The sequence below is a fragment of the Streptomyces sp. 891-h genome (assembly GCF_022760275.1).
Taxonomy (GTDB): Bacteria; Actinomycetota; Actinomycetes; order Streptomycetales; family Streptomycetaceae; genus Streptomyces; species Streptomyces spirodelae.
Window position 1 is genome coordinate 6,128,315 of record NZ_CP050693.1, and the last position, 24,454, is coordinate 6,152,768.

General features: G+C 72.6%; 22 protein-coding genes. 17 read left to right on the forward strand and 5 right to left on the reverse strand.

Translation table 11 applies throughout. The annotated features are described in order from the left end of the window. The first annotated feature begins 153 nt into the window (after positions 1-153). From HC362_RS26905 to HC362_RS26935, 7 genes are all read left to right on the forward strand, one after another. Positions 154-2,463, forward strand: a complete 2,310-nt coding sequence (locus tag HC362_RS26905) for a tetratricopeptide repeat protein (RefSeq protein ID WP_243086715.1) — start codon at positions 154-156, stop codon at positions 2,461-2,463. A 386-nt stretch (positions 2,464-2,849) separates the two neighbouring features. Beyond that, the gene (gene ald / locus HC362_RS26910; protein ID WP_243088833.1) at positions 2,850-3,965 is read left to right on the forward strand and encodes an alanine dehydrogenase; all 1,116 of its coding nucleotides are present in this window, start codon (positions 2,850-2,852) and stop codon (positions 3,963-3,965) included. Positions 3,966-4,351: 386 nt separating this feature from the next. Continuing rightward, entirely contained in the window at positions 4,352-5,560 is a 1,209-nt protein-coding gene (locus HC362_RS26915; protein WP_243086716.1) for a ParA family protein, read from the forward strand. Continuing rightward, on the forward strand, positions 5,557-6,249 hold the full coding sequence (locus HC362_RS26920; protein WP_243088834.1) for a hypothetical protein: 693 nt from the start codon (positions 5,557-5,559) through the stop codon (positions 6,247-6,249). The genes HC362_RS26915 and HC362_RS26920 overlap by 4 nt, the downstream gene beginning before the upstream one ends. A 25-nt stretch (positions 6,250-6,274) precedes the next feature. Then, positions 6,275-7,396, forward strand: coding sequence for a segregation/condensation protein A (locus HC362_RS26925; RefSeq protein ID WP_243086717.1), 1,122 nt, complete (start codon positions 6,275-6,277; stop codon positions 7,394-7,396). Beyond that, positions 7,389-8,102, forward strand: a complete 714-nt coding sequence (gene scpB, locus HC362_RS26930; protein WP_243086718.1) for an SMC-Scp complex subunit ScpB — start codon at positions 7,389-7,391, stop codon at positions 8,100-8,102. Before HC362_RS26925 ends, scpB begins: the two co-directional genes overlap by 8 nt. Next, complete coding sequence (locus tag HC362_RS26935; RefSeq protein WP_243086719.1) at positions 8,102-9,400, forward strand: pseudouridine synthase; 1,299 nt, start codon at positions 8,102-8,104, stop codon at positions 9,398-9,400. Before scpB ends, HC362_RS26935 begins: the two co-directional genes overlap by 1 nt. Before the next feature lie 536 nt (positions 9,401-9,936). Here the strand turns inward: HC362_RS26935 and HC362_RS26940 are convergent. Continuing rightward, complete coding sequence (locus HC362_RS26940) at positions 9,937-10,257, reverse strand: DUF952 domain-containing protein (protein ID WP_243086720.1); 321 nt, start codon at positions 10,255-10,257, stop codon at positions 9,937-9,939. Positions 10,258-10,357: 100 nt separating this feature from the next. Between HC362_RS26940 and aroH the strand changes: the two genes are divergently transcribed. From aroH to der, 5 genes are all read left to right on the forward strand, one after another. Then, positions 10,358-10,747, forward strand: a complete 390-nt coding sequence (aroH, locus tag HC362_RS26945) for a chorismate mutase (protein WP_279240141.1) — start codon at positions 10,358-10,360, stop codon at positions 10,745-10,747. Between the two features lie 38 nt (positions 10,748-10,785). After that, positions 10,786-11,895, forward strand: a complete 1,110-nt coding sequence (locus HC362_RS26950; RefSeq protein ID WP_243086721.1) for a prephenate dehydrogenase — start codon at positions 10,786-10,788, stop codon at positions 11,893-11,895. Between the two features lie 253 nt (positions 11,896-12,148). Beyond that, positions 12,149-12,874 carry a (d)CMP kinase gene (cmk, locus tag HC362_RS26955; RefSeq protein WP_243086722.1) on the forward strand — a complete coding sequence of 242 codons (726 nt, stop codon included), beginning with the start codon at positions 12,149-12,151 and terminating at the stop codon, positions 12,872-12,874. Continuing rightward, on the forward strand, positions 12,871-13,539 hold the full coding sequence (locus tag HC362_RS26960; protein WP_243086723.1) for a lysophospholipid acyltransferase family protein: 669 nt from the start codon (positions 12,871-12,873) through the stop codon (positions 13,537-13,539). The genes cmk and HC362_RS26960 overlap by 4 nt, the downstream gene beginning before the upstream one ends. A gap of 77 nt (positions 13,540-13,616) precedes the next feature. Then, positions 13,617-15,095 carry a ribosome biogenesis GTPase Der gene (gene der / locus HC362_RS26965; protein ID WP_243086724.1) on the forward strand — a complete coding sequence of 493 codons (1,479 nt, stop codon included), beginning with the start codon at positions 13,617-13,619 and terminating at the stop codon, positions 15,093-15,095. Between the two features lie 99 nt (positions 15,096-15,194). Here the strand turns inward: der and HC362_RS26970 are convergent, their stop codons facing one another. Together HC362_RS26970 and HC362_RS26975 are read right to left on the reverse strand one after the other, a co-directional pair. Then, positions 15,195-15,455, reverse strand: coding sequence for a hypothetical protein (locus tag HC362_RS26970; protein WP_209268612.1), 261 nt, complete (start codon positions 15,453-15,455; stop codon positions 15,195-15,197). A 236-nt stretch (positions 15,456-15,691) separates the two neighbouring features. Beyond that, positions 15,692-16,597, reverse strand: a complete 906-nt coding sequence (locus tag HC362_RS26975) for a hypothetical protein (RefSeq protein WP_243088836.1) — start codon at positions 16,595-16,597, stop codon at positions 15,692-15,694. Between the two features lie 459 nt (positions 16,598-17,056). Between HC362_RS26975 and HC362_RS26980 the strand changes: the two genes are divergently transcribed. From HC362_RS26980 to HC362_RS27000, 5 genes are all read left to right on the forward strand, one after another. Beyond that, entirely contained in the window at positions 17,057-17,692 is a 636-nt protein-coding gene (locus tag HC362_RS26980; protein WP_243086725.1) for a transglycosylase family protein, read from the forward strand. 280 nt (positions 17,693-17,972) lie between these two features. Beyond that, a complete protein-coding gene (locus HC362_RS26985; protein WP_243086726.1) occupies positions 17,973-19,226 on the forward strand; it encodes a glycosyltransferase family 4 protein in 1,254 nt (417 codons plus the stop codon). Beyond that, positions 19,223-20,194 carry a hypothetical protein gene (locus HC362_RS26990; protein ID WP_243086727.1) on the forward strand — a complete coding sequence of 324 codons (972 nt, stop codon included), beginning with the start codon at positions 19,223-19,225 and terminating at the stop codon, positions 20,192-20,194. The genes HC362_RS26985 and HC362_RS26990 overlap by 4 nt, the downstream gene beginning before the upstream one ends. 110 nt (positions 20,195-20,304) lie before the next feature. After that, on the forward strand, positions 20,305-21,291 hold the full coding sequence (locus HC362_RS26995) for a YafY family protein (protein WP_243086728.1): 987 nt from the start codon (positions 20,305-20,307) through the stop codon (positions 21,289-21,291). A 268-nt stretch (positions 21,292-21,559) separates the two neighbouring features. Beyond that, positions 21,560-21,775, forward strand: a complete 216-nt coding sequence (locus HC362_RS27000; RefSeq protein ID WP_243086729.1) for an I78 family peptidase inhibitor — start codon at positions 21,560-21,562, stop codon at positions 21,773-21,775. Between the two features lie 57 nt (positions 21,776-21,832). Here the strand turns inward: HC362_RS27000 and HC362_RS27005 are convergent, their stop codons facing one another. After that, on the reverse strand, positions 21,833-22,741 hold the full coding sequence (locus HC362_RS27005; protein ID WP_243086730.1) for a phosphatase PAP2 family protein: 909 nt from the start codon (positions 22,739-22,741) through the stop codon (positions 21,833-21,835). Positions 22,742-23,033: 292 nt separating this feature from the next. Continuing rightward, on the reverse strand, positions 23,034-24,200 hold the full coding sequence (locus tag HC362_RS27010; RefSeq protein ID WP_243086731.1) for a glycosyltransferase family 39 protein: 1,167 nt from the start codon (positions 24,198-24,200) through the stop codon (positions 23,034-23,036). Positions 24,201-24,454 lie beyond the last annotated feature (254 nt).

Sequence of the window (24,454 nt, forward strand, 5' to 3'; positions counted from 1 at the left end):
GGGCGGGGGAGGGGACAGGTCACCTGAGCCGATGTGGTGATTTTCGGGCCGGGTGGGGCGGCCGTTGGCGGCTTTCCGCACCGGACGGTGAACTACGCTCGCAGCAATTCGTCCGCGCACACACCAGGTGAACAGCGAACGGGAGCGTAGCCCGTGACAGATCAGGCGGTGCAGCCCACGACCGCGGGGCCGGGCCCCCACTCGTTCACCGGCCGCGATCGCGAACTGCGCGCACTGCGCGAGGACATCGAACGCGCCGGGCTGCACACCCTCTCCGGCCATCCACCGCAGCAGAGCCGGGTACTGCTGATCGCCGGGGCTCCCGGCTCGGGCCGTACCGCGCTCGCCGAGGAGTTCGTGCGCCGGATCGCCGACCGCTACCCGGGCGGTGTACTGCGCGCCCGGCTGACCGAACCCGGCGGAACCCCGGTCACCACCGAGCGCGCAGCGCGCGATCTGCTGGCGGCCCTCGCCCGGTCGAGCACGCCACGCCCCCGGGAGTCCGGCGAAACCGGTCGGACCCGCCCCGGTACACCGCCGCCGGGCGCCGACGAGGAAACCGTGGCGGAGGCGTTCCGTACCGCTCTGGCCCGCCGCGGCCGCACGGTGCTGCTGCTCGACGACGTGGCACACTCCGACCAGCTTCTCGACCTGGCCCCGGAGAGCCGGGACTGCCTCGTCGTCGCCGTCTCCTCCGGGCCGCTCACCGAGGTGCCCGACGTACGCCCCTGCACCCTGGGCGGGCTGGGCCGGGCCACGGCCGTCGCCCTCCTGGCCCGGCACGCGGGCTCCTCGCCCCGTATCACCGTCGACCCGCGCAGCGCCGAGGTGCTGGCCGAGCAGTGCGGCGACCTTCCGGCGGCGCTCACCCTGATGGGCGGCTGGCTCGGCGCCCACCCCAAGGTCTCGGTGCACGACGCGGTCAAGATGCTGGCTGCGACGGAGGCCGAGCCGGCGGAGAGCTCCACGGCGCACTCGCAGTCGCAGTCGTCCACGCCCCCGTCCCCGTCCCCGTCCGCTGGGCGGGAGGGCGAGGAGGCCGCCGATCCCGCAGGTTCCGCCGGGCACCGCTCCGCCGCGCCCCCCGCACCGCCCGCTCCGCTGGTGCGCGCCTTCCGGCTCGTCCACGACTCCCTGTCCCGCTCGCACGCGCGGCTGCTGCGGCTGCTGGTCCTCGCGCCTGCCGGGTTCGTCGATCCGCAACTGGCCTCGGCGCTCGGTGGCTGCTCGGTGAGCACCGCGCAGGCTGCCCTGGAGGAGTACGTACGGCTCGGCCTGCTGCGCCCGCTGGAGGGCGAGCGCTACCAGGTGCCCGGCTGCCTGGATCCGCTGCTGCGGGCCCAGCTGGCGGTGCACGAGCGGCCCGGCGAGGCGCTGCTGGCGCGGGCACGGATGCTGGAGCGGCTGATCCGCCGGGTCCAGGCCTGCTGGGCGGTGTGCGAGCCCTCCGGGTCCGAGGCCCGCGGGCAGCTGGCGGAGATGCCGCGCGCGCTGCGCTTTCTGCACCCTCTGGAAGCGCGGGGCTGGCTGGAGGAGCGGCGGACGGTGCTGCTGGCCGCGGCCAGGGCCGCCGTCTCGGAGGGCGAAGGCCGGCTCGACACGCTGGCCCGCCGGCTGGTCTCCGGGCTGGCCCGCGCTTTCGACGCGCACTGCGAACCCGAGGACGCCGAGGCCGAGCTGTACCGGCTGCACGAGCTGGTGCTGCGGGTGGCCGAGCGCAACCGGGCGCACCGCGAGCGCGCCGCGGCGCTGCTCAACCTCGCCGCTCTCGACGCGCGCACCGGCCGTCTGGAGCAGGCCCTGGTCCGGTACCGCACGGCGCTGGACGCGGCGCGCCAGGCGGACGACGAGCGGGCTGCGGGCCGGGCCCTGGAATCGCTGGGCGGCTGCTACGCGGAGCTGGGCGACTGGGACCGGGCCGCCGACTGGTACGGCAGGGCGCTGGCACTGCGGCTGACCCGCCAGGAGCGGGCCGACCGCGAGGCGACCGCGCGGCTGCACGGCCGGATCGGCGCCGTCCATACGCAGGCGGAGCGGTGGGAGGAGGCGCTGCGGGCCTGGCGGGCCTCGGCGGCGGCGTTCCGCAGGCTCCCGGACCCGGGGGCGCACGCGCGGGCGCTGGCGGAGGCGGCCAGGGTGCAGGAGTACGCGGGCCGGCCGCGGGACGCGCTGCGCACGGTCGGGCAGGCCCTGGAGGTCTCCCGGGGCGCCGGGGACGCCCGGCTGGAGGCGGCCCTGGAGCTGCGGGCCGCCGACGCCTCGGCGGGCGCCGGGCACCTGCGCGCTGCCCAGCGGCACCGTGCGGCGGCCACCCGGCTGCTGGGCCCGACGGCTTGGGCCGGGGAGACGGACCCGAGGGCGGAGGCGGACCTGTGGGCGGGCGCCCGGCCGGTGGGAGCCGACGCCGAGCGGGACGGCGCCGAGGCGGAGCCCGGCCGGGCGGGGGCGCGGCAGCGGGTCTGAGCGGGACCTGAGCCGGGGTGGAGCGGCCGTGAGCCGGACCTGAGCCGGGGCGGAGCGGTCCTGAGCCGGTGCTGAGCCGGTCCTGACTGGGCGAGTACCCGGCACGTGACAGCGGAGAAGCGGAACCGCGTCGTTGGGTACCCGGTGTGCGGCGTGACGAGCGCCACTGGACGGCCGTCCGCGACGCCCACGGCGGCCTGTCCACGCCTCCCCACCAGCAACCTGCGAAACGTATAGCAATCTCGAAAAAGATCGACCGTTTGTAAGGCTGGACAGCTCAGCTTCCTTCATTAGACTGGTCGAGCCGCGGTCCCCCCGGTGTTTTCGAGCATGCGCGACCCGGCTTTCTCTGCCTTCTGCACCCTGAGTGAAGGACCGTGATCGACGTGAAGGTCGGTATCCCCCGCGAGGTCAAGAACAACGAGTTCCGTGTCGCCATCACCCCGGCCGGGGTCAACGAACTGGTGCGGAACGGGCACGAGGTGTTCGTGGAGCAGGAGGCCGGAGCCGGCTCCTCCATCCCCGACGCCGAGTACACAGCCGCCGGCGCCACCATCCTGGCCACGGCGGACGAGGTGTGGGCCACCGCCGACCTGCTGCTGAAGGTCAAGGAGCCGGTGGCCGAGGAGTACCACAGGCTCCGCAAGGACCAGACCCTCTTCACCTACCTCCACCTCGCCGCCTCCCGTGAGTGCACGGACGCGCTGCTGGAGTCGGGCACCACGGCCATCGCCTACGAGACGGTCGAGCCGGCCAACCGGACGCTGCCGCTGCTCGCCCCCATGTCGGAGGTCGCGGGCCGCATCGCACCGCAGGTCGGCGCCTACCACCTGATGGCCTCGGCGGGCGGCCGCGGCGTGCTGCCCGGCGGCGTGCCCGGCGTCAACCCGGGCCGCGCGGTCGTCATCGGCGGCGGCGTCTCCGGCTGGAACGCCACCCAGATCGCCGTCGGCCTCGGCTTCCACGTCACGCTGCTGGACAAGGACGTCAACAAGCTCCGCGAGGCCGACAAGATCTTCGGCAACCGGGTGCGCACCATCACCTCCAACGCCTTCGAGCTGGAGCGCGCGGTGCTCGACGCCGACCTCGTGGTGGGCGCTGTGCTCATCCCGGGCGCCAAGGCCCCGAAGCTGATCAGCAACGAGCTGGTCTCCCGGATGAAGCCGGGAAGTGTTCTTGTCGACATCGCGATCGACCAGGGCGGCTGCTTCGAGGACTCGCGGCCGACCACCCACGCCGAGCCGACCTTCCGCGTCCACGACTCGGTCTTCTACTGCGTCGCCAACATGCCCGGCGCCGTGCCCAACACCTCGACGCACGCGCTGACCAACGCGACGCTGCCCTACATCGTGGAGCTGGCCAACCACGGCTGGCGGGACGCGCTGCGCCGCGACGCGGCGCTGGCCAAGGGCCTCAACGTGCATGAGGGAGAGGTCACTTACGGCCCCGTCGGCGAGGCGCACGGTCTCCCGGTGCGGGACATCGCCACGCTGCTGGGCTGACTCCCGGCCCACCGGCGCGCTGACGGCAACGGGCTGGGACAGGGCCCGTAGCCGGGGTCAACCCCCGGCGTCAACGTCGGCAACCTCACGTCACCGTCCGGACCTTGGAGGGAAGGTCCGGACGGTGACGTCGTCGTGTCCCCGGGACGCCGACCCAACTTGCCCGTAACGTAACTGTCCGACCTTTTTGCCCACCCGGGAAACCACCCGCACGTCACCCGGGAGCCTCTTGACATCGGGGGGCTCGCATACCGACACATCGGGCCGTCTGAGGCGGATTGTGTTGCTGCGGACCGCCGACACGCCATAGAGTCGCCAACCGTCGGCATGGTGTCACGCTGACTAGTCGAGAAATTTCCTGGTCACCATTGGAGGTACGACGACTTGTGAACGAGTCGACATTTTCTCCCGGGGGTGGTCAACCAGGAGCGCCTGTACGAGGCCAGGGGTCCTCAGGTCCCACAGGACCCGAGGGTGTCGGCTCCGTCGCTGTCCGCACCTTCGCAGCCCACCAGAACCCGACGCCCACCATGACAGCCAACCAGAGCACGGACGGCCAACACGTGAACGCCACGGCCGGCGACGCTACGAACGGTCAGTCCGCCGAGCGTTTCGCCGACTACAGTGACCCGCACTACGACCCCAACTACGGCGAACTGCCCGAGGGTCACTTCTACGACCCGGACGCGGAGTACGAACCCGATCCGGAGTACGCGGCCACGCTCGCACCCGACGCCGCGCGCCAGCGCCGCGAGCGGATCGGTCCGACCGGGCGCCCGCTGCCGTACTTCCCGATCCCGGGGCCGGTGAACGAACACGGCCCGGCCAAGATCATCGCGATGTGCAACCAGAAGGGCGGCGTCGGCAAGACGACGTCGACCATCAACCTGGGAGCGGCCCTCGCCGAATACGGACGCCGCGTACTGCTCGTCGACTTCGACCCGCAGGGCGCACTCTCGGTCGGCCTCGGCGTCAACCCCATGGAGCTGGACCTGACGGTCTACAACCTCCTGATGGAGCGCGGTCTGGCACCCGACGAGGTGCTGTTGAAGACCGCGGTGGCCGGGATGGACCTGCTGCCCAGCAATATCGACCTGTCGGCAGCCGAGGTGCAGCTGGTCAGCGAGGTGGCCCGGGAGTCGACACTCCAGCGCGCGCTGGGCCCGCTGCTCAACGACTACGACTTCATCGTCATCGACTGCCAGCCCTCGCTCGGCCTGCTCACCGTCAACGCGCTCACCGCGGCGCACAAGGTGATCGTGCCGCTGGAGTGCGAGTTCTTCGCGCTGCGCGGTGTCGCGCTGCTCACCGAGACGATCGAGAAGGTGCAGGAGCGGCTCAACCCGGAACTGGAGCTGGACGGCATCCTGGCGACGATGTACGACTCGCGTACCGTGCACAGCCGCGAGGTGCTCGCCCGGGTCGTGGAGGCGTTCGACGACAACGTCTACCACACCGTCATCGGGCGCACCGTCCGCTTCCCCGAGACCACCGTCGCGGGCGAGCCGATCACCACCTACGCCTCCAACTCCGTCGGTGCCGCCGCCTATCGCCAGCTCGCCAGGGAGGTGCTCGCCCGGTGCCACGCCGAGTGAGTCTCCCGGCAGCCGACGAATTGTTCCGTACGACCGGCGGTGCCGCCGTACAGCCCTCCGCGCCGCAACAGGAGCCGTCCGCACAGGCCGGCCAGACCAACGGGGAGACCCCGCAGCCGGGCCCGGCCGCGCCCGCCCCGTCCCCGGGGCCCAAGGTGCCCGCACCCGCCTCCGAGCCCGACCCGGAGGTCGGCACGGACGGACAGGCGGTGGCGGCCGGGACCGGTGAGCTCGGCGCCGAGCCGGTGGGCGGCGGCCGTCGTACGGCCCGCGGGACGCGCGGTGGAGCCAAGACGGACGAGCAGCGCGCCGCCGCACCGCCCCAACAGTCCGTCCCCGCACCGGCCGAACGGACCGGCCGACGCGGTGGCGCTGCCAAGGGCCGCCAGGCGACAGGCGCTTCGGCGTCGGCCGCCTCGTCCTCCGCGGCGCCGGCACCCGCCGCCTCCCGCCGCGGCCGGGCTGCCCGCCGCCCCAGCGGACGCGAACGGCACGACGAGAAGATCACCGTTTATGTCTCGGCCGAGGAGCTGATGGACCTCGAGCACGCCCGGCTCGTGCTGCGCGGCGAGCACGGACTCGCCGTCGACCGCGGCCGGATCGTGCGCGAGGCCGTCGCCGTCGTGCTGGCCGATCTCGAATCGCGAGGAGACGCGAGCATTCTCGTACGGCGGTTGCGCGGGCGCTGACCTGCTTGCCAGTACGCTGCCTGCGATGCCCACTCCTGACGACGCACTCCGCAGCCGGGGCTCCCGCCGACCGCTGGGGCGGGGGCCCGGAGCGGCGTACGAGTCGGAACCGGAGCCCGTGGCAGCGGCGCCCGCCGCACCGGCCCAGACACCCCCGCCGGCCGCCCCGGCCCCCGTGCCGGAACAGCCCGCGGACGAACCGGAACAGCCCGCGGACGAACCGGAACAGACTGCCGCGGAGCGGGATGAGCCCGAGGCCGAACGGGAGCAGGCTGCCGCCGAACCGGAGCAGGCTGCCGCGCAACCGGCGCCGGACGAACCGGCGAAGGAGCGTGAGGACGAGCCCGACGACGGCCGTTTCCGGGTCGTGCTCGACAACTTCGAGGGCCCCTTCGACCTGTTGCTCCAGCTGATCTCCAAGCACAAGCTGGACGTCACCGAAGTCGCCCTCTCCAAGGTCACGGACGAGTTCATGGCCCACATCCGGGCCATGGGCCCGGAGTGGGATCTCGACCAGACCACCGAGTTCCTCGTCGTCGCAGCCACCCTGCTCGACCTCAAGGCCGCGCGGCTGCTGCCCCAGGCCGAAGTGGAGGACGAGGCGGACCTGGCACTGCTGGAGGCCCGCGACCTGCTCTTCGCGCGGCTGCTCCAGTACCGCGCCTACAAGGAGATCGCGGGCATCTTCGCGGCCCGGCTGGACGAGGAGGCCCGGCGCCACCCCCGTACCGTGGGGCTGGAACCCCACCACGCGGAGCTGCTGCCCGAAGTGGCGCTCAGCGTCGGCCCCGAGGGGTTCGCCAAGCTGGCCGTCAAGGCGATGCGGCCCAAGCCCAGACCGCAGGTGTACGTCGAGCACATCCACGCCCCGCTCGTCAGCGTCCGCGAACAGGCCGAAGTGGTCGTCGCCCGGCTGCGGGAGCGGGGCGAGGCCAGCTTCCAGGAGCTCACCGAGGACGCCCCCGACACCCTCACCGTGGTCGCGCGCTTCCTTGCGCTGCTGGAGCTGTACCGGGAGCGGGCGGTCGCGCTGGAGCAGGACGAGGCGCTGGGCGCGCTCCTCGTCAGATGGAGCGGCACGGCGGACACCGAACCGCTGGTGACCGACGAGTTCGACCAGGAGCCAGGGGAGCGCAAGGATGACTGAGAGCACCGGGACCGACGAGAGGTCCGAGGGCTACGAGGTGCAGGAAGCCGTCGCCGAGACCGCCCACGACCGGGCGGACCCGGAGCCGGCCGGAGCCCTGGAGGCCGCACAGCTGCCGCTCAAGCCCGCGCTGGAGGCCGTTCTGATGGTCGTGGACGAGCCCGCCACTCCCGAGCACCTGGCCAAGGTCCTCGAGCGGCGCCCCCGTGAGGTCTCGGACGCGCTGCGTGAGCTCGCCGACGAATACACCACACAGGGCCGCGGCTTCGAACTGCGCCTGGTCGCGGGCGGTTGGCGCTTCTACACACGCGGTGACTACGCGGACGCGGTCGAGCGCTTCGTCCTCGACGGGCAGCAGGCCCGGCTGACCCAGGCCGCGCTGGAGACCCTCGCCGTCGTCGCCTACCGGCAGCCGGTCAGCCGCTCCCGGGTCTCCGCCGTACGCGGAGTGAACTGCGACGGCGTGATGCGCACCCTCCTCCAGCGGGGTCTGCTGGAGGAGGCGGGCACGGAACCCGAAACAGGTGCGATCCTTTACAGGACGACGCATTACTTTCTGGAGCGGATGGGCCTGCGCGGCCTGGACGAGCTTCCGGAGCTGGCGCCCTTCCTTCCGGAAGCGGAGGCCGTGGAGGGGGAGACCCAGGAAGGTATGCCGTCGTTCGACGTAGACGATCCTTCCCCCGACTCCCAGACGGAACATTGATGCGAAGCAGTGGCAGGAACACCGGCGGAAACCGAGGCGGCAAGCAGGGCGGCGCGGGACGCGCCGGCCAGGGGGGCCGGCGCGGGCAAGGCGGCCAGCGCGGTCAGGGCGCCCCCCGAGGCCAGGGCGCGCCCCGCGGCGAGCGGGGCCAGGGCGGCGGGCAGCGAGGGCGGCAGCAGTCCTCGGGCTCCCGGCCGCTCCGCCCCGAGGAGCGCCGCTACACCCAGGGCGGCGGCCAGCCCGGCGGCGGGAAGCCAGTGGGCGGGAAGCCCGCGGGCGGAAAGCCGGCGGGCGGAAAGCCGGCGGGGAAGCCTGGCGCGCCCAAGGCCGGTGCCCCGAAGACGGGTGGCCCCCGGCCCGGTGCGCCGAAGAGCTCCGGCGGCAAGCCCGGCAGCAAGCCCGGTGGTGCCAAGAGCAACGTCCGCAAGGATGTGACCAAGAGCGGCGCACCCAAGGCGCGGGCCCGCAAGGCCTCCGCGCCCGCGCGCCCCCGCGAGTACGACGCCAAGATCGAGGAGCGTAACCGGGCCCGCCACACCAAGCCCCCGGTCAAGCTCCCCAAGACCTTCGGCGAGCAGGAGGGCGAGCGCCTGCAGAAGGTGCTGGCCCGCGCGGGTATGGGCTCCCGGCGCGCCTGCGAGGAACTCGTCGAGCAGGCCAGGGTCGAGGTCAACGGCGAGATCGTCCGCGAGCAGGGCCTGCGCGTCGACCCAGCCAAGGACGAGATCAAGGTCGACGGGCTGACCATCGCGACCCAGTCCTACGTCTTCTTCGCCCTCAACAAGCCCGCCGGGGTCGTCGCCTCCATGGAGGACCCCGAGGGCCGTCAGTGCCTGGGCGACTACGTACAGAACCGGGAGACCCGGCTCTTCCACGTCGGCCGCCTCGACACCGAGACGGAGGGGATCATCCTGCTCACCAACCACGGTGAGCTGGCCCACCGCCTCACGCATCCCCGCTACGGCGTCACCAAGACCTACCTCGCCGCGATCCAGGGGCCCCTACCCCGGGACCTGGGCAAGCAGCTGAAGGCCGGTATCCGGCTGGACGACGGCTATGCGCGGGCCGACCACTTCAAGGTCGTCGAGAACACCGGCAAGAACTACCTCGTGGAGGTCTCCCTCCACGAGGGTCGCAAGCACATTGTGCGGCGCATGCTGGCCGAGGCGGGTTTTCCGGTGGACAAGCTGGTGCGGACCCGCTTTGGGCCCATCGCCCTTGGGGACCAGAAGTCCGGATGGCTCCGGCGCCTCACCAACACTGAAGTCGGCATGCTCATGAAAGAGGTCGACCTCTGATGACTGAGGGCCCGGCCCTCTGACCGTCTGTCGTTTATGGGGGCTCCGCGGGTGGGTGGGCGCCGCCGCCGTTGGCTGAGGGCCGAGCCCTGTGGCCCTCTTCCTTTGATGGGGGCTCCGCCCCCAAACCCCCGGGTCCTCGCCGGACGGGCGTTGGGGGGCTCCTCCCCCAGACTCCGTCCGGGGGGACCCCCACCCAACCGCCCCCCGCTACGGGGGCTTCGCCCCCCTAGGAGCCCCCTTCCGCAAAAGGGCACCCCTGTAGACGTTCCCTCGTCCCGGCTCATGCCTGAGGCCCTTGGCTTGTGCCGGTGACTCCCGCAGGGTCGTCACCGGCCGGTCCAAGGACCCGCACCGATGAGGGGATGCTCTTTGTGTCGATGGGGTTCGGGATTGCGGCAGGGGGGTTCTAGGGGGGCGAAGCCCACCTAGCGGGGGGCTGTTGGGGGGCGGAGCCCCCCGACACGACCTGTCGGCGCAAGCCGGGACAGAAACGGGGCGTGCGTCCACAAGCGGGGGCACCAATGGGAAAGGTCTCAGGACCAGAGGGCCAACTCGACGGCCCTCCCATCCGCGTCGCGCCGAATCTCCAGCATCCCCGCCACCGCGGACCGATTCACCCGCCCACGGATCCGCGGCTCCGGCTCCCAGCACACCCGGGCGTCCAGGCGCCGCTCGTCGATCATGAGCGCCATCACAGGCCCGACGGCGTCCCGGAAATGGGAGTCGGCGACGGCAAGCGCCCGAGCCTCGTCCTCCGTACACGGAATGAACCCGTCCTCGGCCAGCGCCCGCGGCGCGTAAGGGCGGTCCGGGGCGAGCAACCAGTCGTCGAGCGGGACCACGTGGAAGAGCATGCTTCACTTGTACCGTCTCAGTGGGCGGGCGGCCCGGACATCCGCGCGTGGGCGTATCTACCCTGACCCGGCCAGGTACCGGTCCAGGAGAGGAGCGGCGGTGTCCGAACACGCCACGGGTTCCAGACAGGCGGTACGTGCGGTGCGTGGCGCCGTCCAGCTCGACCGGGACGAGGCCGAACACATGGCCGAACGGGTGGGCGAGCTGCTGACCACGGTGCTGGAGCGGAACAACCTCTCCGCCGAGGACCTCATCAGCATCTGGTTCACCGCCACCCCGGACCTGCACAGCGACTTCCCCGCGGCCGCGGCCCGCAGGCTGGGCCTCGTGGACGTGCCCCTGATCTGCGCGCAGGAGCTGGAGGTCGAGGGTGCGATGCCCCGCGTGGTCCGTATCCTGGCTCACACGGAGACCACGCTGCCCAGGTCGGAGATCTCTCACGTCTACCTCGGAGCGGCCGCGGCCCTCCGCAAGGACATCGCTCAGTAGGGACCTCCCTCAGTACCGCGTAAGGACATCCCCCGGCAATGCGCACCGCCCTCGTGCTCGGCACGGGACTCATCGGCACCTCGGCCGCGCTGGCCCTCTCCGCGCGGGGCGTGAAGGTGCACCTCAGCGACCGGGACCCGGAGCGGGCCAGGACGGCCGCCGCGCTGGGCGCCGGGACGGAGGGGGAGCCGGCGCCGGGCGCCCCCGTCGACCTGGCGATCGTGGCCGTACCCCCCGCTCACCTGGCGTCGGCCGTGGCCGACGTACAGCGCCGGGGGCTGGCCCGCGGGGTGATCGACGTGGGCAGCGTCAAGGGCGGCCCGCGCCGGGAGCTGGTGGAGCTGGGCGGCGATCTGACGACCTACCTGGGCAGCCACCCGATGTCGGGCCGTGAGCAGTCGGGACCGCTCGCGGCGACGGCCGACCTGTTCGAGGGGCGGCCGTGGGTCCTCACCCCCACCCAGGGCACCGACACGGCGCCGGGCACCGACACGGAGGTGCTGAACCTCGCGCTGGAGCTGATCGCGCTGTGCGGTGCGGTGCCGGTGGTGATGGACGCGGACGCGCACGACCGGGCGGTCGCGCTGGTCTCGCACACTCCGCAGCTGCTCTCCTCCCTGGTGGCCGCGCGGCTGGAGGAGGCCGCCGAGACGGATGTGCGGCTGTGCGGCCAGGGCATCCGGGACGTCACCAGGGTCGCGGGGTCCGACCCGGCGATGTGGGTGGACATCCTGTCCGCCAACCCGGGCCCGGTGGCCGACATCCTGGCCGAGGTGGCCACGGATCTCCAGGCGGCGGTCCGGGCGCTGCGCGAGCTGGACTCGGCGGACGAGGCCAAGCGGGCCGGCGGCGCCGCTGACGTGGAGGCGCTGCTGCGCCGCGGCAACGCGGGGCGGGCCCGGGTGCCGGGCAAGCACGGCCAGGCGCCGACCACGTACGAGACGGTGACGGTGCTGATCAGCGACCGCCCCGGGCAGCTCGCCAGGATCTTCGCCGACGCCGGTTCCGTGGGCGTCAACATCGAGGACGTCCGTATCGAGCACGCGACCGGACAGCAGGCCGGCCGTATGCAGCTGATGGTGGAGCCGGGCGCGGTGCCGGTGCTGGAGCAGGTGCTACGGGAACGGGGCTGGTCCCTCCGGCAGTGAGGGCAGCGGCCCGGCGGGGAGGGGGCAGTGCCCCGGACGTGAGGGCAGTGGCCCCGACGTGACGGCAGCGGCCCGGACGCGCGGCCCAGCGCGTCCATGGCAGCCGGTAGCCTTGTGCGAGGACCCAGGCCCGTCCTGTACGGGGACCCGGACCGGTCCCCGTCAGTCCGTGCGCCGCGTGCGCCGAGCCTCAGACCCACGAAAGGTGCTCACAACCGTGTCTGCAACCCCGGCAGCGTCTTCAGCGTCTTCGGTGATTGTCGCCATCGACGGCCCCTCCGGCACGGGCAAGTCGAGCACCTCCAAGGCCGTCGCGGCACAGCTGGGGCTGAGCTACCTCGACACCGGCGCGCAGTACCGGGCGATCACCTGGTGGATGCTGAACAACGGCGTGGACGTGGCCGACCCCGACGCGATCGCGGCCGCCGCCGGCAAGCCCAGCATCGTCTCGGGCACCGATCCGCTGGCCCCGGCGATCTCCGCCGACGGCGTGGACGCCTCGGGCCCGATCCGTACCCAGGAGGTCACCGCGGCGGTGAGCGCCGTCAGCGCGGTGCCCGAGGTGCGGGAGCGGATCACCGAGCTGCAGCGGACCATCGCTGCCGAGGCGCGCGGCGGCATCGTCGTCGAGGGCCGGGACATCGGCACCACGGTGCTGCCCGACGCGGATCTGAAGGTCTTCCTCACCGCTTCGCCCGAGGCCAGGGCCGCACGCCGGAACGGCGAGCTGAAGGCCGCCGACGGCAAACCCGTCAGCGACCTGGCCGCCACCCAGCAGGCGCTGACCGCGCGGGACAAGGCGGACTCCAGCCGTAAGACCTCGCCGCTGAAGAAGGCCGACGACGCGGTCGAGGTGGACACCACCGAGCTGACCCTGGAGCAGGTCGTCGAGTGCGTCGTCACCCTGGTGGAGAAGGCGGCGGCGGGCAAGGCGGGGTCCGCGCAGAACGCGACGGGCATGGAGAAGGCGGCCAGGTGACGACGAGCGACCCGGCCGGGGGCGGAGCGCCCAGCGAGCGCGGCGCCGCCGTCGGCCGCCGGATCGGCATCGGGCTGATGTACTCGCTGTGGCGGCCCCGGGTGCTGGGCGCCTGGCGGGTGCCGCCGACGGGTCCGGTGATCCTGGCGGTCAACCACGCGCACAACATCGACGGACCCATGCTGATGGGCACGGCGCCCCGCCCGGTGCACTTCCTGATCAAGAAAGAGGCGTTCGTCGGGCCGCTCGACAAGTTCCTGCACGGTATCGGCCAGCTCGAGGTGGACCGCAGCGCCGCCGACCGCACCGCCATAACCAGGGCGCTGGCGGTGCTGGAGGCCGGTGGGGTGCTGGGCATCTTCCCGGAGGGCACCAGGGGAGAGGGCGACTTCGCGGCGCTGCGCGGTGGGCTCGCCTACTTCGCGCTGCGCTCCGGCGCGCCCGTGGTCCCGGTAGCGGTGCTGGGCAGCGCGGACCGCCCCGGCCGGGTGATACGGGCCCTGCCGCCGCTGCGCAGCCGGGTCGACGTGGTGTTCGGTGAGCCGTTCACCGTGGGCGACGGCTCCGGGCGCCGGACGCGGACGGCGCTGGACGAGGCCACCGTACGGCTCCAGGAGCGGCTCGCCGGGCACCTGACCGAGGCCAGGCGGTTCACCGGCCGCTGACCCGCAGATCCGCAACCTGAGCCGCGGCACCGGCAGCAGCTCAAGCAGACCCCGCTGAACGACGAGGACGAGACGTCATGAACGACCAGATGCACCCCGCCGACGACGGCACCGAGCCGGTACACGGTGAGCTGGGTGACGCCGAGTTCGCCGAGTTCATGGAGCTCGCCGCCGAGGAGGGCTTCGACCAGGAGGAGGTCGAGGGCGCGCTCGGCGAGGCGGGGCACGGGCCGCTGCCCGTCCTCGCCGTCGTCGGCCGCCCGAATGTCGGCAAGTCGACGCTGGTGAACCGGATCATCGGCCGCCGTGAGGCCGTGGTTGAGGACCGCCCGGGGGTCACCAGGGACCGGGTCACCTATGAGGCCGAGTGGGCGGGCCGCCGCTTCAAGGTGGTGGACACCGGCGGCTGGGAGCAGGACGTGCTGGGCATCGACGCCTCCGTCGCCGCGCAGGCCGAGTTCGCCGTCGAGGCCGCCGACGCCGTGGTGTTCGTGGTGGACGCCATGGTGGGGGCCACCGACACCGACGAGGCCGTCGTCAAGCTGCTGCGCCGGGCCGGCAAGCCCGTGGTGCTGTGCGCCAACAAGGTCGACGGCCCCTCGGGCGAGGCGGACGCCGCCTATCTGTGGTCGCTGGGGCTTGGCGAGCCGTATCCGGTCTCGGCGCTGCACGGCCGGGGTACGGGCGACATGCTGGACGAGGTGCTCAAGGCACTGCCCAGTGCGCCCCAGCAGACCTTCGGCGGCACCCCGCTGGGCGGGCCGCGCCGGGTCGCGCTGATCGGCCGCCCCAACGTCGGCAAGTCCTCGCTGCTGAACAAGGTGGCGGGCGAGGAGCGCGTCGTCGTCAACGAGCAGGCGGGCACCACCCGTGACCCGGTGGACGAGCTGATCGAACTGGGCGGCAAGACCTGGAAGTTCGTCGACACCGCGGGCATCAGGCGGCGGGTCCATATGACCGAGGGCGCCGACTACTACGCCTCGCTGCGCACCGCGGCGGCGCTGGAGAAGGCGGAGGTCGCGGTCGTACTGATCGATGTCAGCGAGTCGATCAGCGTGCAGGACCTGCGCATCATCACCATGGCCGTGGAGTCGGGGCGGGCCGTGGTGCTGGCGTACAACAAGTGGGACACCCTGGACGAGGAGCGCCGCTACTACCTGGAGCGGGAGATCGAGCAGGAGCTCGTCCAGGTGCGCTGGGCGCCCAGGGTCAATGTCTCGGCACGCACGGGCCGTCATGTGGAGAAGCTGGTGCCGGCGATCGAGACGGCGCTGGCCAGCTGGGAGACCCGGGTTCCCACGGGCAAGCTGAACGCCTTCCTCGGTGAGATCGTCGCCTCGCACCCGCACCCGGTGCGCGGCGGCAAGCAGCCCCGCATCCTCTTCGGCACCCAGGCGGGCACCAGGCCGCCGCGCTTCGTGCTGTTCGCCTCCGGCTTCCTGGAGGCCGGCTACCGCCGGTTCGTGGAGCGGCGGCTTCGTGAGGAGTTCGGCTTCGAGGGGACGCCGGTGCAGATCTCGGTGCGGGTGCGCGAGAAGCGCGGCCGCAAGAAGTAGCCGCCGGCCCGGGGCTGCCGTCGGCGGGGGCCCGCGCCGCCCCGCCTGTACCGACCCGCACCGCCCCCCAGCCCGCGCCCGCCCGGCCGACGGCCGGTCTCAGTGCGGGTGGCCGTGGCGGGGGGCCGGGGGCAGCGCGGGCAGGTGCCAGGAGGGGGTGTGCCAGGAGCCGGCAGACGTCTCCTGGTCGCCCCAGGAGCCCGTGCCCGTACCGTGCACCGTGCCGAACCCCTCGAACCGCAGCTCCTCCTCGCCCGTCCGGTCCCCGGGCAGCGCGCGGAAGAGTCTGCGGTACTCCGCGTACAGCGAGTCGTAGATGGGCGTGGACCCCTCCGGGGCCGCGCTGTGCGGTGTCCGCATCCGGGGAACCGCCGGGGCTCCGGATGCGGACACCGCGCGCCCGTGGCCGAGGTGGGGGTGGTGGGCTCGTAGAGGCTCGTATTGCTGCACGTCTGCCCAACGACCGTGCGGCGCCCCGGATGCGGGCCCGTGTGACGAATGACCGGATCGTACGGGTTGTCCCTGTCTTCTGCCGGCGTCGTTCCCCGCCGCCCCCTGGACCCTGGCACGGTTCGGGTGCGGCGGCTGAGGGCGGCTCATGTGCCCGTCAGCGGCATCGTGCCGGCGACCAGGACGCCGCTCGCCGCCGCCTTCTCCAGGGCCTCCCGCATCAGGTCCTCACGGGGCTGCTGGCCGATCGAACCGGCGGGTGCCGCATAGACCACGACCGTGTGGTTCTTGGCCGCCGCCGTACGCCAGCCCTCGGTGACGGCGAGCGGCTGGTGCGCCTGCCACCAGGGGACCGGCTGCCCGCCCGGGGTGGCGGGGGGCTGGAAGACGGCGTGCAGCCGGCCCATGGCCACCAGCACCGACCAGCCGGCCACCGGCGCGGGCAGCCGCCCGACCTCGGTGACGGGCATGAAGCCCTGCTCGATCAGCAGCGGCAGGAAGTCGTCGCCGGGGCCGTCCGAACCCGGGCGCGCGATGGGTCCGGTGGGCTCGACGACCAGGGCCGGGTGCGGTGTGTCGTCGATGAGGACCTGACCGCAGGTGACGCCCAGTACCGCCTGGCGCGCCCCGGAGTCCTGCGGCGCCGTGGCGGGCGGCGCTGCCGGTGACGGGACGCCGGGGGAGGGCGGGGCGGGCGCGGCGGACGGCTCGGGCTGTCCGGCGGACGGCGCGGCGGGCTGCCCCGCGAGTGACGAGGCGGGCTGACCGGCGGGTGGCGCGGTCTCGTTCGCGGTGATGGAGCGCACGGCGCCCTGGAGTTGGTCCTCGCTGACCGTCACCACCTGGGAGGGGATGCACGCGGCGTGGGCGAAGGCGAGGACGGCGGTCTCCTCGCCGACGAACAGCACGGTGCTGGTGCGCTCCTGGTTGGTGTTGCCCCGGGTGCGGCACGAGGTGCAGTCGTAGTCTCCTGGGTCGTTCTCTCCGGCGAGCAGCCTGTCGGCTTCTGCTTCGCCGATCTCGGCGCGTACGGCGTCGCTGACATCGAGCATGGGGGACACGGGAGCTCCTGGCGTTGGGTTCCGGTTCGCCTGGACAACGGGCGAGCTGTGGTCACGGTCACGCGCGGGCGCCTGCGCGCGTCCCCTGTTCGTACGCAACCGGTCACATAGGAGGCGGAAGAGTTCACACCCCGTCAATATCTGCCGTAGGCAAGAAGGTTCGACGGGTGAAGTGACTCACAGAAGAGGTGTCGGGCTGTCAACTATCGCCCGGATTATATGCATTTGCGGGGTGTCCTAAAACCGCTGTTATACCCGGTAACCGGCGCATGGCCTGCAAAGACACGGTTCTGGTTGAAACTCGGGCGAGACGCTCCCTACATTCCTCGGCGGTGCAACGAGCACCACCCGGGACAGGTGGAGCCGAGTGCGGGCGCCGGATGCGTCCACCGGCACTCGTCCACACGGGGGAGCAACGGGGGTTGCCCGGGTTCGTCGAGAGGGTTTGATTTGTCCAAGCGTCGTACAGCAGTGCTCACGGGTGCCGGTCTCGCCGCCCCGCTCGCCCTGCTCGCCGCCACGGCTCCGACGGCCTCGGCGGCGCCGAACGACGGAGTGTGGGACCGCATCGCCCAGTGCGAGAGCGGAGGGAACTGGCAGACCAACACCGGCAACGGCTACTACGGCGGCCTGCAGTTCTCGGCCGGCACCTGGCGGGCGTACGGCGGCGGTGCCTACGCCCCCACCGCCGACAAGGCCAGCAAGGCGCAGCAGATCGCTGTCGCCACCAAGGTGCAGCAGGCCCAGGGCTGGGGTGCCTGGCCCAACTGCTCGGTCAAGGCCGGGGCCTCCGGCACGCCGCCGCAGGCTTCCCAGCCGGCCGCCGGGTCGCAGCAGTCCGGGCAGGGGTCCGGACAGCAGTCGGCGCCGCAGGCCGGGTCCCCGTCGGACGACCGCCCTGCCTCGCACCCCGACCGGGGCTCCGGACGCGGGGGTTCCGGCAACTACACCGTCAAGACCGGTGACACGCTCGGCTCGATCGCGGCAGCGCACGGGAAGGGCTGGAAGGACGTCTACAGCGCCAACAAGGACGTCATCGGTGGCGACCCCGATCTGATCCTCGTCGGGCAGAAGCTCAAGGTCTGAGCCCGTCCGGCGGCCGGTCTCCGACCGACGGGAGCTCCGGCCGAGAGGAGTGGCGGCCCCGCCAGGCACCTGCCTGGCGGGGCCGCCACTTGTCGCGGTCCGCGAACGTCCCACCCACAGCGGAAGTTCCCCGCACAGGGTCACAAAAGTAAAACTATTCAGAACTCTTCTGAAACAACCTGCTCAGAGTGCCCAACCCTCGCCGGTACTTAACGGTCTAGCTCGGTGACAGGCGGACAGAGGGGGACTGACCGCGAGGATGCGTGGGACTCGGGTAAAAATGCACATTTCCTTTTTGCTCCACAACGGGTATGCCATCGGGGGAACCGTCCGCACCACCTACAACCTGGCCCGCACCCTGGCCGAGCACCACGACGTGGAGGTCGTCTCGGTCTTCCGGACCCGGGACCGGCCCGTCTTCGACCCGGGGCCGGGGGTGAAGCTGCGCCATCTCGTCGACACCAGGGGAGTGCGGACCCCGGACGCGCTGGGCACCGACCATGCCCGGCCCGCCGAGGTCTTCCCCGAGGCCGACGGCAAGTACCCGATGTACAGCGCGCTGACCGACCGCCTCATCGGGGAACACCTGGGCAGCACCGAGGCGGACGTCGTCATCGGGACGCGCCCCGGCCTCAACACCCATATCGCCCGCCAGACCAGGCGCGGTCCCGTGCGGCTGGGGCAGGAGCACCTCACCCTCGCGACCCACTCCCGCCGCCTGAAACTCGTACTGCGCAGCGTCTATCCCCGGCTCGACGCGCTGACCACCGTCACCGAGGCCGACGCCGCCGACTACCGCCGCATGCTGCGGCTGCCCGGGGTGCGGATAGACGCCGTGCCCAACAGCGTGCCCGAGCCCGGCGTCACCCCGGCCGACGGCAACAGCAAATGGGTCGTCGCGGCCGGCCGCCTCGCCCCGGCCAAACGGTACGACCTGCTCGTGCGGGCCTTCGCCAAGGTGGTGGCCGAGCGCCCCGACTGGCGGCTGCGGATCTACGGGGGCGGCCGGGAGCAGCCGGGGCTGCGTGCGCTCATCGACGAACTCGGCCTCTACAACCACGTCTTCCTGATGGGACCCATACATCCCATCGAGCCGGAGTGGGCCAAGGGATCGATAGCCGCCGTCACCTCCAGCCTGGAGTCCTTCGGCATGACCATCGTCGAGGCCATGCGCTGCGGACTGCCCGTCGTGGCGACGGACTGCCCGCACGGCCCCGCGGAGATAGTCCGCCCCGGGGTCGACGGCCGCCTGGTGCCCACGGGGGACGAGGACGCCGTCGCGGGCGCGCTGCTCGGCCTCATCAACGACGACGAACTGCGGCACCGCATGGGCCGGGCGGCGCTCGCCGACTCCGCGCGCTTCGATCCGGCGCACATCGGCGCCCGCTACGAGTCGATACTGCGCGACCTGGTCGGCAAGGGCAGCCGCGGACTGCACCGCACCCGTGCCTCGCTGCTGGGCGGGGCCTACGCCGTCAAGGACGCCCTCACCGGCACCGGGCCAGGAGCGCTCCAGGGAGGACACACAGCGTGAGCGGCGGCACCACCGAGACCGTTCCACCGCCGGCGGCCACCACCGCCGACAGCCCGCTCGCGCCGCTGGCCACCGCCAGGGAGAAGCACCGCCACAACGCTGGAGAACCGTTGCCCTCACAGTCCGCCCAGCGCGGCCCGGCCGTCGACTGCACCGCCGACAGCGCCGGGGGCCTCACCTTCGATCTGAGACTTCCCGTCGCCGAGGCCCAGGGCGGCGACGTGGGGCTGCTGCTGCGCCGCCGTCCGGCCCTCTCCGGCGAGACCGAGGAGATCCGGCTGCCGCTGACGCCCGTACAGGAGGCGGAACCCGGCACTCTGCGTGCCGCGCTGCCCAGCACGGTGCGGATGGCCGAGGGCCGCTGGAACGTCTTCCTCGCGCTCCCGGGGCGGCCGCCGCGCAGGCTGGCGCCCGGCGTCAACGACCTGCGCTCGCTGGTCGACCGCGTCCCGCAGGAGACCCGCAGCTGGCTGGGCGTCCGCATCCCCTACGCCACCAAGCACGGCAATCTCAGCGTCCGCGCCTGGATGCGCTGGCCGCACGCCGAGGCCGGAACGCTGCAGGTGGGCGACGGCGCGCTGGAGCTGGCGGGGCGGCTGTACGGAACCGAGGTCACCGACACCGCGCGGCTGGAGGCGTGGCCGCGCCGCGGCGAGGTCGAGCCGGTCGTCGCGGACGCCCTCGCCGGTACCGACCCGCGGGAGTTCACCGCCGTCCTGCCCTACCCGCCGCTGGCCGCCAACCGGCTGTGGGACCTGTGGCTGCGCCCCGAGAAGGGCGCTGAGGCAGTGCGGATCGCGCGCATCCTGGACGACATCCCGGACAAGAAGCGGATCTTCACCTACCCCGCGCACGCCCTCGAACCGCACACCGGACCGCAGCCGGCGGACGAGCAGCCCACGGCCAGGGCCAAGCCCTACTACACGCTCAACAACGACCTGGCCGTACGCGTGGACCGCGTGGACTGAGCGGCCCCCCTGGGCGGCCCCCCTGAGCGGCCCCCAGGTCCCGGTGAGTGCCGGCTCCCCGCAGGCCCTCGCGGACGCGGGCTGTCCGCGAGCGGTGTCAGACTCGGCGCATGCTGGAGACCTCGGCACGCCTGCTACGGCTGCTCTCACTGCTGCAGACCCACCGCGACTGGTCGGGCACCGACCTGGCCCGGCGGCTCGACGTCAGCCCCCGCACCGTGCGGCGGGACATCGACCGGCTGCGCGAGCTGGGCTACCCCGTCCACTCCACCAGCGGCACGGCAGGCGGCTACCAGCTCGGCGCCGGGGCCCAGCTGCCGCCGCTGCTGCTGGACGACGAGGAAGCGGTGGCCGTCGCGGTGGGGCTCCGCGGCGCTGCCGACGGCGGCGTGGACGGCATCAGCGACGCCTCGGCCCGCGCCCTGGTCAAACTGGAACAGGTCCTCCCGCACAGGCTGCGCCGCAGGGTGAGCGCGCTCAGCGAGTTCACCGTGCCGATGGTCGGCGCCCACCGCGGCCCCGCGGTCGACGCCGCCACCCTGGCCGAGCTCGCTCACGCCTGCCGCGACCACGAACGGCTCCGCTTCCGGTACGAGACACACGGCGGCGAGAGCGGTCGTCGCGCCGTGGAGCCGCACCGGCTGGTGACCACACACCGTCGCTGGTACCTGGTCGGCTGGGACCTGGACCGGGCCGACTGGCGCACCTTCCGGGCCGACCGCATCACGCTGACCCCGCCGCACGGGCCGCGCTTCGAACCCCGTACGCCCCCGGCCGAGGACCTGGCCGCCTGGGTCTCCGAGGGCGTCTCCACCCGCGTCTACCCGGCGCGGGCGACCGTGCTGCTGCGTGCGCCGATGGAACAGGCCGCCGAGCGGATCTCCATGTCGGCCGGAACCCTGGAGCCGGTCGACGAGCACAGCTGCCTGCTGCGCACGGGGGCCGTCTCGCTGGACGGGATTCTGGTCCACATCCTCATGCTCGGCTTCGATTTCGAGGTGCGCGAGCCCGCTGAGCTGACGGAGTACGTCGGCACGCTGCGGGACCGGCTGTCCCGCTCGCTGACCCCCGCGGCGCCGGGCGGGGAGGGCAGGTAATCGGCTCTTCGGTAACTCTTCCACCGCTTTTCATATGTCCTTCCCGCGCAGTTCGGAAATACCCGAGAGCGCTGTCGACGCCGCTGATTCCGGAGCCGGAAGCGGAATATCGAATGCGTCGAATTGCGAGTGGAACGAGTGAGCGGAAGCCACGGACGAGTGAAGCCGACAACGCACAGGCGTGCACCGAGCGTTGTGACGCAAGCGTGACGCCGCCGCTGCGAGGACGGGACTTCCGGCTGCCTTCCCGTCCGCATACGGTGGCCCCATGGCACCGGAATCCTTCGCACCGCAACCGCCCGACGACGACCCGGACAGCTATGTCGGCCTCGCCGCACAGGAGGCCGAACGGCGCGCCCGGGAACGCGGCTGGTCCAGCGTGCGCCACCTGGCGCCGGACGCGATCATCACCATGGAGTACGTCACCGGACGGCTGAACCTGGCGGTCGAGAACGGCCAGGTGGTGCGCTGCTGGGCGGGCTGACGGCCCGGCTCGGCAGGCCGGCAGCTCCCGGTGGCGGAGAAAGCCTCAGCCGGTGCCTCAGTACCGCGAGGAGGCCGGGGCCCGCGTCTCCTCGGCCGTACGCGGCAGCGCCGCGCGGGTCCCGCTTCCGGAGTCCTGCGCCGGTACCCGCGCGCCGACCAGCGGCTGCCGGGCCGGCACCGGCTGCGCGGCGGGCGAGGACGCCGCTGACGGTTTGGGCGCCAGCGGTGAGCCGGCGGTGCCGAATCGCTCCCGCAGGGCGAAGACCAACGCCTCGACCCGGGCGATCGCGGGCTCGCACCAGGGCAGCCCGAGCAGGATCAGCAGCCCGGCGGCCCAGCCCAGGAGCACGTCGCTCACCCAGTGCGTACCGAGGTAGACGGTGGTCGCGCCCACACCGAGCGCGAAGACGGCCGCCACCACGGACAGCCATCGGCGAGCCCGCGGGGTGGTGGCCAGGTAGGCGAGGATGCCCCAGGTCACCACGGCGTTCGCGGTGTGGCCGGAAGGAAATATATCGCCGCCGGCCCACAGTTCGGCCGAGCCGATCTCCGTGGCGTAGTGCGGACCCAGGCGGCCCAGGCCGATCTTGACGGCGCCGACCGAGGCGTTGAGCAGGAGCAGTGCGAACCCCAGTGCCAGCAGCGGCCGGAGCGTCCGCTGACGCCAGGAGCGCCAGCCCAGCCACGCCGCCACCAGCACCGCGGTGGGGCCGCGCTGTCCCAGCACCACGAAGGCGTCCAGGAAGCCGTGGATCTGCGGCCACTGCTTGTACGGGCGGAAGAGCATGACCTGCCAGTCGAGCCGCACCAGCCACGTCGTACCCAGCACGGCCACCACGATCGCCAGATAGAAGGCGACCGTGGCGCTGAACAGGCCCAGCCGGACAGGGCTCATGCGCGGGAAGGGCCCGCGGGGGCGATGAGGCTCCTGCTCCAGCCGGGAGAAGATTCGGTCGGTACGCACCTAATCGAGATTACCGGGCGTGAAGAGCCGCTCCGGCGATGACGGCCCCTTCGTGATGCCGATGTGATGTGCAAAAGCGTCCCGCGCGGGCTTAGGTTCTGTTTATCTCCCGCGTTTCCGGCGCCGATTGATTGTCCGGACGGGGCCGTGAAGCGACTTTGGTCACAGGCGGGTTGACGGGAAATTCCTTCATTCCCCGCTCCCGCGCGCTGTTTTCCGGGTACAAACGTCCCCTGCGCACCTCCCGCCCCCAGTGCACCTCTGTCCTCCCGCACACCTCCCGTCCCACTTCTCACGGCGGGCCCGCGCCGTTGAGCCACCAGGCGCCGTAGCAGGCCGACACCACCGCCAGCGCGGCCAGCGCCGCCGCGGCGCGTGCCGGACGCCACCGCGCCAGCGCGGCCGCCGCCGGCAGCAGCAGCGGGAAGGCGGGCAGCAGAAGCCGCGGCTTGGAGCCGAAGTACCCCTTGGCGCACAGCGCGAGGGTCACCACCACGCCCGCGTACACCAGCAGCGCGGCGGGCTGCCGCTGCCGTACGCACAGCACGTACAGCCAGATCACCAGCGCGACACCCGCGAGCAGTCCGAGGCCGCCGACGACCGTGCCGGTCAGGTTCTCCCAGATGAAACCGGCGAACGCCCAGCCGCCGTCGAAGCCGTTGCCCCACTGACCCTGGATGTCCAGATATCCCGTGACACTTCCGGTGCGCACCCCCACCCACACGACGTACCCGAACCAGCCCACCGGCGCCAGCAGCAGTCCGAGCACCATCCGGGCACCGGGCGCCCGCCACCGGCCGCGCAGCTCCAGCAGAGCCGCGATCCACACGGCGGCGACCACCGCGGCCCCGACCGGGCGGGTCAGCCCCGCCAGCGCCGCCAGCGTGCCGGCCCACACCCAGCGGCCGTTCAGCACCGACCACAGCGCCCACGCGGCAAGCGCGGTGAACAGCGACTCGCTGTAGGCCATCGACTGCACCACACCCACCGGCACCGCCGCCCACAGCACCGCGAGACACACCCCTGCCCGGTGCCCGTGCAGCCGCGTGCCGGTCAGATACAGCGCCCAGGCCGCCGCCAGTGAGGAGAGCCAGCTCACCACCATCCCGGCGTCGGGCGCGGCCAGCGGCGAGAGCTGCGACAGCCCCCGCTCCAGCGCCGGCAGCAGCGGGAAGAACGCAAGGTCGGAGTGGACCCCGCCGTCCGGCAGCCGTACCTGGTAGCCGTACCAGCCCTCGGCGACCCTGGTGTACCACAGGGAGTCCCAGCGGGCCGTGAGCAGCGTGTGCGCGCTCGTGCCACGGGCGGCGCTCCAGACGGCCAGCGCCAGCAGGCCCAGCGCGCGCACGCCCACGTACGCCAGCAGCGCGCCGGCGGGCCCGGGCGGGGTCCGGATGGGGTCGCGCGCGGCGGACCCGCTCCGCGTCCGGGGCTTGCCGGGGTCGGCGAGGTCAGTCATTCGGACGATTATTGGCCACCGCTGCGCAGCGCCGCGCGGCGGGACGGAAACCTTCGCGAAGGTGACCGACGCGGGGAAACCGCTGGAAAATCGCGGTCATGGACGGCCGCGTCTCGGGCAGATGCACCGGCGACGATCCACCAGATGTATGGGGGAGCGCTGGACGCCTGCGCCGGTTCGCGTACGCTGACCGGCACTCGCCCCTCTCCATCGGGGCCGGACGCCGACGCCGAACGGGCCGCGCGGGCAGGTGC

Coding starts and splice junctions, on each gene's coding strand:
- HC362_RS26925 (WP_243086717.1), top strand. CDS start 6,275: ATGCCCACTCCTGACGACGCACTCCGCAGCCGGGGCTCCCGCCGACCG.
- scpB (WP_243086718.1), top strand. CDS start 7,389: ATGACTGAGAGCACCGGGACCGACGAGAGGTCCGAGGGCTACGAGGTG.
- HC362_RS26935 (WP_243086719.1), top strand. CDS start 8,102: ATGCGAAGCAGTGGCAGGAACACCGGCGGAAACCGAGGCGGCAAGCAG.
- HC362_RS26940 (WP_243086720.1), bottom strand. CDS start 10,257: ATGCTCTTCCACGTGGTCCCGCTCGACGACTGGTTGCTCGCCCCGGAC.
- HC362_RS26950 (WP_243086721.1), top strand. CDS start 10,786: ATGCGCACCGCCCTCGTGCTCGGCACGGGACTCATCGGCACCTCGGCC.
- der (WP_243086724.1), top strand. CDS start 13,617: ATGAACGACCAGATGCACCCCGCCGACGACGGCACCGAGCCGGTACAC.
- HC362_RS26970 (WP_209268612.1), bottom strand. CDS start 15,455: ATGCGGACACCGCACAGCGCGGCCCCGGAGGGGTCCACGCCCATCTAC.
- HC362_RS26975 (WP_243088836.1), bottom strand. CDS start 16,597: ATGCTCGATGTCAGCGACGCCGTACGCGCCGAGATCGGCGAAGCAGAA.
- HC362_RS26985 (WP_243086726.1), top strand. CDS start 17,973: ATGCACATTTCCTTTTTGCTCCACAACGGGTATGCCATCGGGGGAACC.
- HC362_RS26995 (WP_243086728.1), top strand. CDS start 20,305: ATGCTGGAGACCTCGGCACGCCTGCTACGGCTGCTCTCACTGCTGCAG.
- HC362_RS27000 (WP_243086729.1), top strand. CDS start 21,560: ATGGCACCGGAATCCTTCGCACCGCAACCGCCCGACGACGACCCGGAC.
- HC362_RS27010 (WP_243086731.1), bottom strand. CDS start 24,200: ATGACTGACCTCGCCGACCCCGGCAAGCCCCGGACGCGGAGCGGGTCC.